Source organism: Pseudomonas guineae (assembly GCF_900113745.1).
In the GTDB taxonomy this organism is placed as follows: domain Bacteria; phylum Pseudomonadota; class Gammaproteobacteria; order Pseudomonadales; family Pseudomonadaceae; genus Aquipseudomonas; species Aquipseudomonas guineae.
This window is the reverse complement of the sequence record NZ_FOQL01000002.1, coordinates 163,099-178,181: the sequence shown is the minus strand read 5'-3', so window position 1 is coordinate 178,181 and position 15,083 is coordinate 163,099. Positions and strand designations below refer to the sequence as shown.

The 15,083-nt window shown below is 57.8% G+C and carries 12 protein-coding genes; 4 read left to right on the top strand and 8 right to left on the bottom strand.

Going from position 1 to position 15,083, the window contains the following annotated elements:
- The first annotated feature begins 248 nt into the window (after nt 1–248).
- Genes nirB through cobA form a run of 4 tightly spaced genes read left to right on the top strand, consistent with a single transcriptional unit; the run spans nt 249 to nt 6,545 of the window.
- Nucleotides 249–2,702 carry a nitrite reductase large subunit NirB gene (nirB, locus tag BMZ32_RS09690; protein WP_090241771.1) on the top strand — a complete coding sequence of 818 codons (2,454 nt, stop codon included), beginning with the start codon at nt 249–251 and terminating at the stop codon, nt 2,700–2,702.
- Nucleotides 2,699–3,034 (top strand): nitrite reductase small subunit NirD, encoded by a 336-nt coding sequence (nirD, locus tag BMZ32_RS09685; protein WP_090241770.1) that lies wholly within the window; start codon nt 2,699–2,701, stop codon nt 3,032–3,034. Before nirB ends, nirD begins: the two co-directional genes overlap by 4 nt.
- Nucleotides 3,035–3,067: 33 nt before the next feature.
- Entirely contained in the window at nt 3,068–5,797 is a 2,730-nt protein-coding gene (locus tag BMZ32_RS09680; RefSeq protein ID WP_090241769.1) for a nitrate reductase, read from the top strand.
- 10 nt (nt 5,798–5,807) lie between these two features.
- Nucleotides 5,808–6,545, top strand: coding sequence for a uroporphyrinogen-III C-methyltransferase (gene cobA / locus BMZ32_RS09675; RefSeq protein ID WP_090241768.1), 738 nt, complete (start codon nt 5,808–5,810; stop codon nt 6,543–6,545).
- A 169-nt stretch (nt 6,546–6,714) separates the two neighbouring features.
- Here cobA and BMZ32_RS09670 read toward each other — a convergent pair whose 3' ends face one another.
- The 8 genes from BMZ32_RS09670 to ppsA all read right to left on the bottom strand — a co-directional run bounded on the left by BMZ32_RS09670 (nt 6,715) and on the right by ppsA (nt 14,957).
- A complete protein-coding gene (locus tag BMZ32_RS09670; protein WP_090241767.1) occupies nt 6,715–7,680 on the bottom strand; it encodes an OmpA family protein in 966 nt (321 codons plus the stop codon).
- 101 nt (nt 7,681–7,781) lie between these two features.
- Nucleotides 7,782–8,381 carry an RNA polymerase sigma factor SigX gene (gene sigX / locus BMZ32_RS09665; RefSeq protein WP_090241766.1) on the bottom strand — a complete coding sequence of 200 codons (600 nt, stop codon included), beginning with the start codon at nt 8,379–8,381 and terminating at the stop codon, nt 7,782–7,784.
- 88 nt (nt 8,382–8,469) lie between these two features.
- Nucleotides 8,470–9,285 (bottom strand): mechanosensitive ion channel family protein, encoded by an 816-nt coding sequence (locus tag BMZ32_RS09660; protein ID WP_090241765.1) that lies wholly within the window; start codon nt 9,283–9,285, stop codon nt 8,470–8,472.
- A 2-nt stretch (nt 9,286–9,287) separates the two neighbouring features.
- Nucleotides 9,288–9,533 carry a CrfX protein gene (locus tag BMZ32_RS09655; RefSeq protein WP_090241764.1) on the bottom strand — a complete coding sequence of 82 codons (246 nt, stop codon included), beginning with the start codon at nt 9,531–9,533 and terminating at the stop codon, nt 9,288–9,290.
- A 54-nt stretch (nt 9,534–9,587) separates the two neighbouring features.
- Nucleotides 9,588–10,583 (bottom strand): zinc transporter ZntB, encoded by a 996-nt coding sequence (locus tag BMZ32_RS09650; RefSeq protein WP_090241763.1) that lies wholly within the window; start codon nt 10,581–10,583, stop codon nt 9,588–9,590.
- Nucleotides 10,584–10,603: 20 nt separating this feature from the next.
- A complete protein-coding gene (gene rraA / locus BMZ32_RS09645; RefSeq protein ID WP_090241762.1) occupies nt 10,604–11,092 on the bottom strand; it encodes a ribonuclease E activity regulator RraA in 489 nt (162 codons plus the stop codon).
- A 277-nt stretch (nt 11,093–11,369) separates the two neighbouring features.
- Nucleotides 11,370–12,377 carry an alpha/beta fold hydrolase gene (locus tag BMZ32_RS09640; RefSeq protein WP_090241761.1) on the bottom strand — a complete coding sequence of 336 codons (1,008 nt, stop codon included), beginning with the start codon at nt 12,375–12,377 and terminating at the stop codon, nt 11,370–11,372.
- A gap of 204 nt (nt 12,378–12,581) precedes the next feature.
- On the bottom strand, nt 12,582–14,957 hold the full coding sequence (gene ppsA / locus BMZ32_RS09635) for a phosphoenolpyruvate synthase (RefSeq protein WP_090241760.1): 2,376 nt from the start codon (nt 14,955–14,957) through the stop codon (nt 12,582–12,584).
- Nucleotides 14,958–15,083: the final 126 nt, after the last annotated feature.

Sequence of the window (15,083 nt, the reverse complement as noted above, 5' to 3'; positions counted from 1 at the left end):
CTTCCCGATAGAACGGGACTTGGACAAAGGCGTCCTGCTAGGTGACTAGCGGGACGCCTTTTTTGTTTTATGGCCTGCCATCCATGGCGGCCACCCTTCGGGCCGTCGCTAGGCGACGTTAAATATTGCTCCAAGCATTTTTTTATGGCCTGCCATCGTTGGCGGTCGATCTTCGAGCCGTCGCGGAGCGACGTTAGAAATTGCTCCAGACAATTTTTCCGTGTTTTTTTATTCAGGAGATGGCCGGCATGAAAAAACTCAAGCTGGTAATGGTCGGTAACGGTATGGCGGGTGTACGCACCCTAGAAGAGCTGCTCAAGCTCGCCCCCGATCTCTATGACATTACGGTGTTCGGTGCCGAACCGCACCCGAACTACAACCGCATCCTGCTTTCCCCTGTGCTGGCCGGCGAGCAGACCTTCGAAGAAATCGTGCTCAACGACCTCAACTGGTATGCCGAAAACAATATCCAGCTGATGCTCAACCGCAAGGTGGTCAGTATCGACCGCAAAAAGCGCCTGGTCACAGCCGATGACGGCACAACGGCCGAATACGACCGCCTGCTCATCGCTACCGGCTCCAACCCCTTTATCCTGCCGATTCCAGGCAAAGACCTGGCCGGGGTGATCGGTTACCGCGACATCGCCGACACTCAGATGATGATGGAAACCGCCAAGACCCATAAGCATGCGGTAGTCATCGGCGGCGGCCTACTTGGCCTGGAAGCGGCTAACGGCCTCAAGTTGCGCGGCATGGAGGTCACCGTGGTGCATTTGGGTGATTGGTTACTGGAACGCCAGCTTGATGCCACTGCCGGACGTTTGCTGCAGCAATCGCTAGAAGACCGTGGCCTGAAGTTCCTTCTGCCCAAGCTCACCGCCGAACTATTGGACAACGGTGAAGGTCGGGTCTGCGCGGTGAAGTTTAAAGACGGTGACGTGATCCCCGCTGACCTGGTGGTGATGGCAGCTGGCATCCGCCCCAACAGTGACCTAGCAGAACAATCCGGGATCGCCTGCAACCGCGGCATCTTGGTCAACGACACCCTGCAAACCTTCGATCCACGGGTCTACGCCATCGGCGAATGCGCCAGCCACCGTGGCATCGCCTACGGCCTGGTGGCGCCGCTGTTCGAACAAGCCAAGGTCTGCGCCAATCATCTGGCCCAACTCGGTTTCGCCCGCTATCAGGGCTCGGTCACCTCGACCAAACTAAAAGTCACTGGCATCGACCTGTTCTCCGCCGGTGAATTTATGGGCGCGGAAGGCACCGAAACCATCACCCTCTCTGACCCCATCGGCGGCGTCTACAAGAAGCTGGTGATCAAGGACGACGTACTGGTTGGTGCTTGCCTTTATGGCGACACCGCCGACGGCGGCTGGTATTTCCGCCAGATCCGCGAAAACCACAACGTCAGTGAGATCCGCGATCACCTGATGTTCGGCGAAAACGCCATTGGCGACACTGGCCATCAAGGCCAGAACAAGGCCATGTCGATGCCCGATGATATGGAAGTCTGCGGCTGCAACGGTGTGTGTAAAGGCGCCATCGTCAAGGCTATTCAGGAACACGGGTTGTTCAGCGTCGACGATGTCAAGAAGCAGACCAAGGCCGCCAGCTCCTGCGGTTCCTGCGCAGGTTTGGTTGAGCAGATCCTGATCAATACCGTCGGCGGTGCGGCGGATGTGAAGCCCAAGAGCGAAAAAGCCATCTGCGGCTGCAGCGACCTCAACCATGGGCAGATCCGCAAGGCGATCCGCGAACAGCACCTGATCAGCATCCCGGCCGCCATGACCTTCCTCAACTGGAGCACGCCGAACGGCTGCGCCACCTGCCGCCCGGCACTGAACTACTACCTGATTTCCACCTGGCCAGGCGAAGCCAAGGACGACCCGCAGTCTCGCTTTATCAACGAGCGCGCCCACGCCAACATCCAGAAAGACGGCACCTATTCGGTGGTGCCGCGCATGTGGGGCGGCGTCACCAACGCCTCGGAGCTGCGCCGCATCGCCGATGTCGCCGACAAATACAATGTGCCCATGGTCAAGGTCACCGGCGGTCAACGTATCGACCTACTGGGCATTAAGAAGGATGACCTGCCCGGCGTTTGGAAAGACCTCGACATGCCGTCCGGCCACGCCTACGGCAAATCCATCCGCACCGTGAAGACCTGCGTCGGCAGCGAATTCTGCCGATTCGGCACGCAGAACTCGACGCAGATGGGCATCGACCTGGAGCACGCGCTGTTCAATATGTGGTCGCCGCACAAGGTCAAGCTGGCCGTCTCCGGTTGCCCGCGCAACTGCGCAGAATCCGGCATCAAAGACGTCGGCATCATCGGCGTCGACTCCGGCTGGGAGCTGTATATCGGCGGCAACGGCGGGATCAAGACCGAGGCTGGTGAGTTCTTCGTCAAGGTTAAGACCGCCGAAGACGTCATGGAATACAGCCTGGCCTTTCTCCAGCTCTACCGCGAAGAAGCCTTCTACCTAGAGCGCACCGTGCATTACATGCAGCGCGTTGGCATGGAACACATCAAGAAAGGCGTGCTGGAGAATGCCGAGCAGCGCAAGGCCCTGCATGAGCGCCTGCTGTTCTCGCTGTCGTTTGAGCAGGACCCGTGGAAGGAGCAGCTGGCCAAACCGCAGCTGAAGAAAGAATTCGACCGCATCGCATTGCTGGAACTGGAGACGCACGCATGAACTGGCTGGATATCTGCGACCTGAATGAAATCAACCCACTGGGTGCCCGCATCATCGCCGGGCCCAAGGGTGATATCGCCATCTTCCGCACCGCCGATGACCAGGTCTTCGCCCTCGACGATCGTTGCCCGCACAAGGGCGGCCCGCTGTCCCAGGGCCTGATCTACGGCAAACGCGTGGCTTGCCCGCTGCACAGCTGGCAAATCGAGCTGGACAGCGGCGAAGCCGTAGCCCCGGACCAGGGCTGCGCCCACCGGCATGAGGCCAAGGTGGAAAACGGTCGCGTGCTAATAGCCCTGCAGAACGTAGCCACTCCAGCCGCCTGCGCCTGACGCCCGCCCTTTGCCTTCTGGGAATCACACGCCATGTCTGTAACCGCTGAGACCCGCATCACCGCCTCGACCTGCTGCTACTGCGGCGTCGGCTGCGGCGTGCTGATCGCACACGACGGCGAGACGATCACCGACGTCAAGGGTGATCCGGATCACCCGGCCAACTTTGGCAAGCTGTGCAGTAAAGGCGCGACGTTGCACCTGACCTGCGATCTCGATGCTCGCGGCCAATACCCCGAACTGCGTCTGGGCAAGAGCTTGGCTCGAGCACGCACGGACTGGGACAACGCCCTGGATCATGCGGCTAATGTGTTCACTGAGACCATCCGCGAACACGGCCCAGACAGCGTCGCGTTCTATATATCGGGCCAGCTGTTGACCGAAGATTATTACGCGTTCAACAAGCTGGCTCGCGCCCTGGTCGGTACCAACAATATCGACAGCAACTCGCGCCTGTGTATGAGTTCGGCAGTCGTTGGCTACAAGCGCAGCCTTGGGGCCGACGCACCGCCCTGCAACTATGAGGACATCGAACAAAGCGACTGCGTGCTGATCGCAGGCTCCAACATGGCCTTTGCCCACCCGGTATTGTTCCGCCGCCTGGAAGAAGCCAAGGCCAAGCGCCCGCAGATGAAGGTCATCGTGATCGATCCACGGCGTACCGACACCTGCGACCTGGCCGACCTGCACGTGGCGATCCTGCCGGGCAGCGACGTCGCGTTGTTCCATGGCATCCTGCATATCCTGCTGTGGGAAGGCTGGATCGACCGCGCCTATATCGAGGCGCACACCGAGGGTTTCGATGCTCTAAAAACCTTGGTGCGCGATTACAACCCACAGATGGTCAGCGAACTGTGCGGCATCAGCCAGGAAACCTTGCAGGTTTGCGCGCAGATGATCGGCAGCGCACCGAGCTTTCTTTCGCTGTGGTGCATGGGCCTCAACCAGTCGAGCAGCGGCAGCGCCAAGAACAGCGCGCTGATCAACCTGCACCTGGCCACCGGACAGATTGGCAAGCCTGGCGCCGGACCCTTCTCCCTAACCGGCCAGCCGAACGCCATGGGTGGCCGCGAAACCGGCAGCCTGTCTAACCTTCTGCCGGGCCATCGCGATGCCGCCGACCCTTTGCATCGCGCAGAAGTCGCGCAGTACTGGGGCGTCGATACGCTGCCGGAGACCAGCGGATTAACCGCCATCGAGCTGTTCGACGCGGTACACGCTGGCAAGATCAAAGCCCTGTGGATCGCCTGTACCAACCCGGCGCAATCGCTGCCCGACCAGAATAAAGTGCACGAAGCCCTCGCCACCTGCCCATTCGTGGTGGTGCAGGAAGCCTTCTTCACCACCGAGACCTGCCACTACGCTGACCTGCTCCTGCCCGCTGCCAGCTGGGGCGAAAAGGAAGGCACGGTGACCAACTCCGAGCGGCGCGTCAGCCATGTGCGCCGTGCCGTGCCTGCGCCATTTGAGGCACGGCCAGACTGGGCGATCACCACAGATTTCGCACGCCGTTTAGAAAAACTGCTCCGCCCCGGCCTGCCCAGCCTGTTCGACTTCGCCAGCCCCAATGCACTGTTTGAAGAATACAAACACCTGACCACCCATCGCGATCTCGACCTCTCGGGGCTGAGCTACGCGCTGCTGGATAACCAAGGTCCCCAGCAATGGCCGTTCCCGGCCGGCGCTACTGAAGGGACGGCGCGCTTGTATAGCGTTGGCCAATTCCCAACCCCAAGCGGACGCGCGCAGTTTCATGCCGACCCTTACCGTGCGCCCAAGGAAAAACGCGATACGCGATACTCGCTGACCCTTAATACCGGCCGACTGCGTGACCAGTGGCATGGTATGAGCCGCACCGGCTCGGCTGCTCTGTTGTTCGGCCACGCGCCGGAAGCCTTATTGAGCATGCACCCCGACGAACTGCGCCGGCGTCGTCTGCTCAATGGTGAGCTGGTCAAAGTACGCAGCCGGCGTGGCAGCCTGATCGTACCGGTGCAGGCCGATGACTCGATACGCTCCGGCCAGGCCTACCTGCCGATGCATTGGGGCAATCGTTTTCTTAAAGGCTTGGGCACCAATGTACTGACCCAACCGGAATTCGATCCGTTGTCCAAGCAACCAGAGCTCAAGCATGCCGGCGTCGAAGTGGAAAAAGTCGAGCTGCCATGGACGTTCTTCGCCCTGGTCGAAGGCGAGGTGCAAACACGCTTCCAGGCACTTCGTCCGCGGTTCGAAGACTTCGCCTACGCCAACCTGACGTTGACCGGACGCGAGCGCCCCGCTCTGCTGATTCGCGCCGCCTGCGCCGTGGCACCTGAGGCCGAGCTACTCGCGCAAATTGATCGCTTGCTAGGTCTGCATGAGGGCCCAGTACTGGCTTATGACGACCCACGCAAAGCGGTGGGCAAGCGCGTGCGCATCGAAGATGGACGCATCACCGCCATCCGCCTGGCCGGCGAGACCGCAGCACGCGATTGGCTCAAAGGCCTGTGGGAAACCGGTAGTGCGGATGCCGATTTACGCCGCTGGTTGCTCGCGCCTGTGTCGACACCACCTGGCGCGGCTAACAGCACAGGCTCCAGCAAAACCCTGTGCAACTGCCTAAACGTCAGTGAAGACGCTGTGTGCGCCGGCATTGCACAGGGCCTGGACGTGGCTGGTCTTAAGCAGGAACTCAAATGCGGTACCAGCTGCGGCTCCTGTGTACCGGAAATAAAACGACTGCTGGCAGCACACGCAGCTTCCACCGCAACAACTGCCTGAGGAGATCAGAATGAGCGCAAAAGTTTGGTTGGTAGGCGCAGGCCCAGGTGACCCCGATCTGCTGACGATAAAGGCAGTGAAAGCCCTGAATCAGGCCGACATCGTGATGATCGATGACCTAGTCAATCCGGCAGTGCTGGAGCATTGTAGTGGCGCGCGGATAATACCGGTGGGCAAGCGCGGCGGTTGCCGTTCTACCCCGCAGGCGTTTATCCATCGCCTGATGCTGCGTTATGCACGTCAGGGCAAATGCGTGGTACGCCTGAAAGGCGGCGACCCTTGCATCTTCGGACGTGGCAGTGAAGAAGCCGACTGGCTGAGTGAACACGGCATCGAAGTGGAAATGGTCAACGGCATCACCGCAGGCCTTGCAGGTGCTACCAATTGCGGTATCCCCCTGACCCTGCGTGGGGTTGCCCGCGGCGTCACTTTGATTACCGCGCATACTCAGGACGACAGCAGCCTGAACTGGTCAGCCCTGGCCCAGAGCGGCACCACCTTGGTGGTCTATATGGGCGTGGCCAAGCTACCGGAAATTCGCGAAAGCCTGCTGGCCGGCGGCATGCGCGCCGACATGCCAGTGGCAATGATCGAAAACGCCTCGCTGCCACATCAGCGTGAATGCCGCAGCAGCCTCTCGGCCATGCAGCAAGCCGCACACGATTTTCAATTGAAAAGCCCGGCCATTCTGGTGATCGGCGAGGTCGCGGCGCAACCTAACATGCAGCTAGCTGCTATCAGTGCCTAACCGCTAGCCCGCCACAAGCGGGCTTTTAATGGCCGCTTTTCTTCAGGAAAAAATAGCCTGGAACACTGCTTAACGTCGCGTAGGTAGGCCCCGCAGCGTGGCTGTCCAGGCTGCTACACCCATAAAGAAAAACCCGGCCGAAGCCGGGTTTTCTATGCAGCCAGATCGATTACTGCTGGATCTGTGCTTCTACTTCAGCTTCTACGCGGCGGTTAACAGCGCGACCGGAGTCAGTGGCGTTGTCAGCAACCGGGCGAGCTTCGCCGTAGCCAGCAGCGTTAACGCGAGTAGCGTCTACACCGTACTGGTTAACCAGTACGTCACGAACGGCGTTAGCACGGCTCTCGGACAGGTTCTGGTTGTAGGCGTCGCTGCCCTTGGAGTCAGTGTGACCTTCAACCACGGTGGTGGTCTGCGGGTACTGCTTCATGAAGTCAGCCAGGTTCTTGATGTCGCCGTAGCTTTCTTCTTTAACGCTGGATTTGTCGAAGTCGAACTTAACGTCCAGCTCAACACGAACCAGTTCCATCGGTTCTTCAGCAGCTACTGGCTCAGCAACCGGCTCAGGTGCAGCAGCCACTACTGGGGCTGGCGCACTGCCACCACCAAAGTTCATGCCGATACCAACGCTTGGCGCCCACTCGGTGTCGCCCTGGTCGATATTGTACTGAGCTTCAACGCCGGCACGGGCATAGAAGTTGTCAGTGAAGTAGTACTTAGCACCGCCGCCGATGTTAGCGAAGGTAGAACCATTGCGACCGTTGCGACCGGACTGACCAATGCTTTGATCGGAGAAACCGGCAGAAACGTAAGGACGCAGTGCGTCGCCAGCGTTGTTGAAGTGGTACAAAGCATCCAGAGCGGTGTTCGCGCCCTTGATGTTGCGGCCATCTTCGCCACGGGCGTTGTGCACTTCGTCGTAGGCCAGACGCAGTTCAACGTCGTCGGTCAGGTAGTAACCGATGCTGCCGCCGAACAGGTTGCCGTTGTTCTTGAAGTCACGGGCGCTATCAAACATCTCTTTCTTAGCAAAGCCTTCTACTTCTACAGCGCCTTGACCCTGAGCCATAACGGCGAGAGAGGATGTAGCCAGCAGCGAGCCAATGACAACGCCAACAGTGTTTTTCAATTTCATTAACAGTATTCCCTATCTCATGATGGTCAGTAAGTTGTCTGACAAACACAAGACAACTCAGCCGGAAATTCTACCAGAATTAACCGCTAACTATGACGGCTTTATTCAAGGTAAGTTTCAGTGTTATCTGAAAATTTCTCTCGCAAGCGGTCGAGGGCACGCTTGTAACGCATTTTAGTGGCGCTCAGACCCATGTGCATGATGTCGGCAATCTCCTGAAACTCCAGCTCTGCGACAAAACGTAGCACTAGAATTTCCCGGTCAATCGGATTGACATGCACAAGCCAACGATCGAGACCGCCTTTATCTTCAGGTTTTGGCTCTTTTTCTTCGGACGCCTCTTCAAGGGGATCCAAACTTAAGGCGTCAACAAGACGGCGCTTACGCCGCTCTTTGCGGTACTGGGTAATGCACTCGTTGTACGTGATGCTGTACAGCCAGGTTTTAAACTTTGACTTACCCTCAAAGTTCTTAAGGCCATATAAGACTTTGAGCATAACTTCCTGGCAAACATCATCAGCATCACGGTCGTTACCCAAATAACGCGCACACACATTGAACAATGTGCGCTGATAACGACGCATCAACTCTTCATAGGCGCGGGTAATGTGGAACAACTCGTCATGGGCACGCGCCACCAACTCTTCGTCCGAGAGTTCGCGGGGGTCATAACGTAGGGATGCAGAGTGGGCTTTATTCAAAACGAGTCGGGCCGACAGTCAGGACATAAGCCAATGCAGCCTGTAAATCAGGCTGCGGATTGGCCGCATACAATAGCAGGGATTAGCCTTAGCGGCTGCTTACCTGCTGCTCGAGCAAGGTACGGTTGGCGACTGAAACCAGCTCACCCGTTTCCGTCAACAGCGTAGTTTTAACCGTGCCGATTTCTTCGATCTGCCCTTCGACCGTACCAACCTGAACTTGTTGCCCTACCTCATACAATTCGCGCACATAAATCCCAGCCAGGATCTGACTGGCGATATCGCGGCTGCCCAGCCCCAGAGCGAGGGCGACAGCCAGCCCTACCGAGATCAGCACAATGGCAATCACGTTGTTAAGCAGCTCGGTTTTGACCTCAAGCTGACCAATAGCCACCGAGATACTGATGATAATCACCAAGCCCTGAGCGATACGCCCCAGACCGCCAGCATAATCCAGCCCTACGCCTTCAGCCGCGCCGCGCACCAAGCCACTGACCAGTTGCGCCAACAGCACACCGGCAAGCAACACCAAGGCTGCACCAAAGACTTTCGGCAGGTACAAGGCCAGCACATCAAGGGTCGCGGAAACCCGCTCCAGCCCAAGCGACTCGGCTGCAGTAACCAGAAAGATCAACAGCACGAACCAGTAAACGATTTTGCCGATCAGGGTCGATACCGGCACCTGAATACCGGCGCGACTGAGAATCTTGGTTAGACCCGTGCCGGCCATCAAACGATCCAGGCCGATCTTACCGAGCAATTTCGACAGCAGCGTGTCGAGGAACTTTGCCACCACAAAACCCAGTAACACCACCACCATGGCGCCAAACAACCGCGGAATAAAAGCAGCAATGGGTGTCCAGACGCTGGCCATCGCGTCAACCAGCACTTGAGTAAATTCCATGCTCAGTCAGCCTTATCAAGAGAAGATTCAGAGGTTTTACGGCGTGAAACCGGCGTAACGTGAGGCGAGCCGTTATTTAGCGCGATCATTAGCGCACCTGCCCAGTGCCCCATTAGCGCAAACAAATCACCGACACCGACTTGGCGGTTGGCGGTTTTAAGCACGCGATGCAGGCAAGCGTCATCGTCGTGACTCGAGGCGGGCGACTTAAGTAAATCGCGCAGTGATTCTTCAAAGGGATCGTGCATGGCGCACCTCACAGGATGTGACGGCTAGACGAGACCAACCCCGGACAGGTCACATCAGATCCAGCGTAAACGACGAAATAGCAGCCACTGCACAAGTGCCACCAGCGCCATTAGCGAACAAGCTAGAAGAAAACCATGCGGGCTTTCTGAGCCTGGAATGCCGCCAACGTTGATGCCGAGCAAGCCTGTCAGAAAACTCATTGGCAAGAAAATGCCGGTGATGATGCCGAAGCGGTACATGGTGTGATTCATCCGCTCATCCATGCGCCGATTTTCAGCTTCCAGCAGCAGGTTGACCCGCTCGCGGCTCAACTCCAGCTCTTCAAGATAACGGGTCAGGCGATTATTCAGCTCATTCCAATAACTGCTGTCGGCACCGACAAGCCAAGCCTGCGCGCTGGCGGTTAGTTGGCCATAGATATCACGCTGCGGAGCTAGAAACCGCCGCAGACTGGCGGCACGCCGGCGAATTTGCAGCAGTGCTGAATGGTCAGGCGCCTGACTTTCCAATGCATCTGCGCGCTCTTCCTGATCGTCGACCTGCTCGGACAGTTCGCCCACTAGCAACTCGATCTTATCCGTCAGGTAATGCGCCAGGCGCAGAATCAGCTCAGCCGAGGTTTTCGGCCCACGGCCCGCCAACAGGTCTTCAATTAAGGCTTCGGTGGCATGCAAGGGGCGCAAACGCAGAGAGATCGCCCGCTGGGCATCGGCAAAGATGCGCACAGAGACCATGTCCTCGGGCTCAGCGCCCGGATTGAGGTTCAGCCCACGCAAAAAAAGCAGCAACTGTTGCTCGGGCAACGCCAGTAGACGTGGACGGGTGTTCTCCTCCAACAAAAGGTCGCAGGCAAAGTTACTCAAGCCACTTTCTACACGCAGCCACGTGTGCGTCTGCGGGTGACTGCGATCCCAGTGCAACCAGAGGCTTTCGTGCTCGCCCAGCACCAACCCTTGCATCGCCTGCCGAGCAATGCTGCGAGCGCCGCCCTTACCATTGAGGACAAAAGCATGCACCAAGCCCCATTGCGCGTTGTCACCTTCGTGCATCACCGTTTCCTGCAAGCGCCCTACTCCGGCATCTGCAAAGCAGATGGCGAGATGATCACGCCATTGTTGTCAGCATAGATAAATTCACCCGGACGGAAGGTCACGCCGCCGAAGGTCACAGCCACGTTGAGATCGCCAATACCACGCTTATCGGTTTTCATCGGGTGGCTGGCCAGCGCCTGAATACCCAAATCGGTTTGCGCCAGTACATCGACATCGCGTACGCAACCGTAAATCACAATGCCTTCCCAACCATTCTTCGCTGCTTTCTCAGCGAGCATGTCACCGAGCAGTGCACGGCGCATGGAAGCACCACCGTCGACCACCATGACCTTGCCTTTACCGGGTTGATCAACCTGTTCCTTGACCAGCGAGTTGTCCTCGAAGCACTTGATGGTGACGATTTCGCCACCGAAGGAATCGCGCCCACCAAAGTTGCTGAACATCGGTTCGACCACCTGAACCAGCTCCGGATAGGCGTCGCACAAATCGGGGGTGATGTAGTACATGGCAAAGCTCCTTGGATAGTGTGAGGGCGCTGACAGGTCGATCCCGACCCGGTACGCATCATAAACCACAGGCAAAAACACAAACTGGTGTAGGACGAATTCAATGCAAGCCCGCTAGCCAGATCAAACTCAACTTCGGCCGGCGCGCCGCCTAAGTACAGCAGCTGGATAAAAACAATGAAGCTCCAGCCACATGGTGCGACCTTTGCCTATTAGCAGCAACAAGCTCAAGCCCGCGCCTGTAAATCACAGCCTTTACACGGCATGAGTCGAATACTTACTCAGCATACCTAGCGTTACTGCCCTCTAGCTCGACACTTTCAAGCTCGGCAGCCATTTGTGGACTCCTGCGTAACCATTGCTCAAGCAAGGGCCACACCTCACGCTGCGAGTCTTTGCTGATGAGCATTTCAACATGACCGAAGTCACTGCTGAAGCCATGTGCCTTGCCTAAGCAGAGAAACTCGCTCACAGGTGAGCCGAACTGCTTGAGCAGCTTCTCGCACGCCCAAGCCGGATCCTGCTCATCGCCGAGCGCGGCCACAGCCATGACCGGCACCTTTACCTCAGCCAACCCCGCCCACCAATCGCGCTTAGCATCGCCAAAACGGCCGAACAGGCCATGCCAGCGCAAGCTCTCCACCACCAGTCCAATTGGCTCATCTTCGGGGCCACGCTTAAGCCGCGAGCCGGAAAGCACCGAGAAGCGCTTAAGCAGCAGCCGTGCAGTCCACTCCAGCGGGGGTAGTTTCAAAGGCCAGTAAATCCGGCTGATCTGACTGCCGAACAATGCACTGGAAGCGATTTTCGTCTCATCCAAGTAATGCCCGCCCAACGCTCCGGCAAGAATAATCCCACCAAGGGAATGGCCCAGCCAGTGAGCGTTCTGCGGGTTTAGCTCATAGATAAAATCAGCGATTGCAGGCAGGTCATAACGCACGTAGTCACTGACCGTATTGCGCGAATAGTCGCGGTTACGCGGCGACAAGCCATGACCACGCATCTCAGCGATCCACACATCGAAGCCGGCACGGGCCAGGTAAGCCCCCAGACCAATACCTTTGGGCGAAAACCAGAAGCGCCGATTGGAAAAACTACCGGGAATCAGGATCACCGGCACGCCACGCTCGTGCTCATACCCCACACGACCTAAGCGCGTCAGGGCCAGCTCAACACTTTTATCCGGGCTGTTACTGGGTTTGAGTCGATAAATATCTTCACTCAAATCGCCCCGGAGTTCCGCGCTGATCAAGGCGACGGGGAAAAGCTCACTGCTGCTTTGCATCTTTTTCGCCCTGTACAACCCATTGCCGGGAACAATTCTCACGTCGCCTGGCGACGGCCCGAAAGATGACTGCCATAAATGACAGGCCACAAAACCACCAGGAGCGTTTTTGCGCATAAACCCCAGAGGGCTGAAACACACGGATGTGTTGAGCACAAAAAAGGGCAGGTTCAACCTGCCCTTGAACACAACGTTATAGGGCAATCAAGCAGGTTGCTGGCCTTCGGCCAGGAAGAACCAAGTATCGAGCACCGAGTCCGGGTTCAGCGATACGCTTTCGATACCCTGCTCCATCAGCCAGCGCGCAAGGTCCGGGTGGTCTGATGGGCCCTGGCCGCAAATACCGATGTACTTGCCAGCCTTGTTACAGGCCTGGATGGCGTTGCTCAGCAGCTTCTTAACCGCTGGATTACGCTCATCGAACAGGTGTGCAACGATGCCCGAATCGCGATCCAGGCCCAGCGTGAGCTGGGTCAGGTCGTTGGAACCGATGGAGAAACCGTCGAAGAACTCAAGGAACTCTTCGGCCAAAATCGCGTTGGATGGCAGCTCGCACATCATGATGATCTTGAGACCATCCTGACCACGGGCCAAGCCATTAGCCGCCAGCAGGTCGACCACCTGGCTGGCTTCACCGAGGGTACGCACGAACGGCACCATAATTTCGACGTTAGTCAGGCCCATTTCGTTACGCACTTTCTTCAGTGCACGGCATTCGAGCTCGAAGCAGTCACGGAACGATTCGCTGATGTAACGCGAAGCGCCACGGAAGCCCAACATCGGGTTCTCTTCTTCCGGCTCATACAGCTTGCCGCCGATCAGGTTGGCGTATTCATTGGACTTGAAGTCCGACAGACGCACGATGACCTTCTTCGGCCAGAACGCCGCGGCCAGGGTGCTGATGCCTTCGACCAGCTTCTCGACGTAGAAATTGACCGGATCGTCGTAACCGGCGATGCGCTTCTCGACACTTTCTTTGATCTCCGGCGGCAAGCCTGCGAAGTTCAGCAGCGCTTTCGGGTGCACACCGATCATGCGGTTGATGATGAATTCCAGGCGCGCCAGGCCTACGCCCTCGTTAGGTAGCTGGGCGAAATCAAAGGCACGGTCTGGGTTGCCGACGTTCATCATGATCTTGAACGGCAGATCCGGCATGGCATCAACCGAATTCTTGCGAATATCGAAGCCCAACTCGCCTTCAAAGATAAAGCCGGTATCACCCTCAGCGCAGGAAACCGTCACACCCATACCGTCTTTCAGCACCTGGGTGGCGTTGCCGCAGCCAACTACGGCCGGGATACCCAGCTCACGCGCAATAATCGCCGCGTGACAAGTACGCCCGCCACGGTTAGTGACGATGGCGCTGGCGCGCTTCATGACCGGCTCCCAGTCTGGGTCGGTCATGTCAGAGACCAGCACGTCGCCAGGCTGAACCTTGTCCATCTCGGACACGTCATTAATAACGCGCACGCGACCTGCGCCGATCTTCTGACCGATTGCGCGGCCTTCAACCAACACAGTGCCGGTTTCCTTGAGCAGGTAGCGCTCCATTACATTGATATTAGTGCGACTTTTGACAGTTTCCGGGCGCGCCTGAACGATATACAGCTTGCCGTCATCACCGTCTTTGGCCCACTCGATGTCCATAGGGCGACCGTAGTGCTTCTCGATGATCATCGCCTGCTTGGCTAGCTCGCTGACCTCAGCATCGCTCAGGCAGAAGCGCGCACGTTCGGCGCGATCTACGTCGACGACCTTGACCGACTTACCGGCCTTGGCTTCGTCGCCGTAGATCATCTTGATCGCTTTGCTACCCAGGTTACGGCGCAGGATGGCCGGGCGACCGGCTTCCAACGTCTGCTTGTGTACGTAGAACTCGTCCGGGTTGACTGCGCCCTGCACCACGGTTTCACCGAGGCCATAAGCACCGGTGATAAACACTACATCGCGAAAACCCGACTCGGTATCCAGGGTAAACATTACGCCGGCGGTACCGGTTTCCGAGCGCACCATGCGCTGCACACCAGCAGACAGGGCGACCAACTTATGGTCAAAGCCCTGGTGTACGCGGTAAGCGATAGCGCGGTCATTGAACAGTGAGGCGAATACCTCTTTGGCCGCGCGAATCACGTTTTCCACGCCACGGATATTCAGGAAGGTTTCTTGCTGGCCAGCAAACGAGGCATCCGGCAGGTCTTCGGCGGTGGCCGAAGAACGCACTGCAACCGCCATGTTGTCATTACCACCGGCCATTTCGGCGAAGGCGGTGCGGATTTGCACGTTCAACTCTTCCGGGAAAGACGCGTCCATCACCCACTGGCGAATCTGCGCACCGGTCTTGGCCAGGGCGTTGACGTCATCAACATCAAGGGCATCCAGTGCAGCATGGATCTGATCATTCAGGCCGCTCAGCTCGAGAAAGTCCCGGTAGGCCTGGGCAGTAGTGGCAAAACCACCGGGAACCGATACGCCGGCACCGGCCAGGTTACTGATCATCTCGCCCAGGGAGGCGTTCTTGCCCCCTACGTGCTCGACATCGTGATTGCCGAGCTTATCGAGGGAAACTACGTACTCTACCAAGGTGATCTCTCCACTAAGGTGTTGGAAAAGCTCAAGGGGCTGGGGAAACTCGCCGGCAGTCATGCCCGCACGATTGTGGCCTGGCCCTGGAAAATAAGTAACAATGCCGGCCAGATCGGCCCTGCA

What these genes read in the sequence shown, in the direction of transcription:
- nirB (WP_090241771.1), top strand. Translation starts at nt 249, where the DNA reads ATGAAAAAACTCAAGCTGGTAATGGTCGGTAACGGTATGGCGGGTGTA.
- nirD (WP_090241770.1), top strand. Translation starts at nt 2,699, where the DNA reads ATGAACTGGCTGGATATCTGCGACCTGAATGAAATCAACCCACTGGGT.
- BMZ32_RS09680 (WP_090241769.1), top strand. Translation starts at nt 3,068, where the DNA reads ATGTCTGTAACCGCTGAGACCCGCATCACCGCCTCGACCTGCTGCTAC.
- cobA (WP_090241768.1), top strand. Translation starts at nt 5,808, where the DNA reads ATGAGCGCAAAAGTTTGGTTGGTAGGCGCAGGCCCAGGTGACCCCGAT.
- BMZ32_RS09670 (WP_090241767.1), bottom strand. Translation starts at nt 7,680, where the DNA reads ATGAAATTGAAAAACACTGTTGGCGTTGTCATTGGCTCGCTGCTGGCT.
- BMZ32_RS09660 (WP_090241765.1), bottom strand. Translation starts at nt 9,285, where the DNA reads ATGGAATTTACTCAAGTGCTGGTTGACGCGATGGCCAGCGTCTGGACA.
- BMZ32_RS09655 (WP_090241764.1), bottom strand. Translation starts at nt 9,533, where the DNA reads ATGCACGATCCCTTTGAAGAATCACTGCGCGATTTACTTAAGTCGCCC.
- BMZ32_RS09650 (WP_090241763.1), bottom strand. Translation starts at nt 10,583, where the DNA reads ATGCACGAAGGTGACAACGCGCAATGGGGCTTGGTGCATGCTTTTGTC.
- rraA (WP_090241762.1), bottom strand. Translation starts at nt 11,092, where the DNA reads ATGTACTACATCACCCCCGATTTGTGCGACGCCTATCCGGAGCTGGTT.
- BMZ32_RS09640 (WP_090241761.1), bottom strand. Translation starts at nt 12,377, where the DNA reads ATGCAAAGCAGCAGTGAGCTTTTCCCCGTCGCCTTGATCAGCGCGGAA.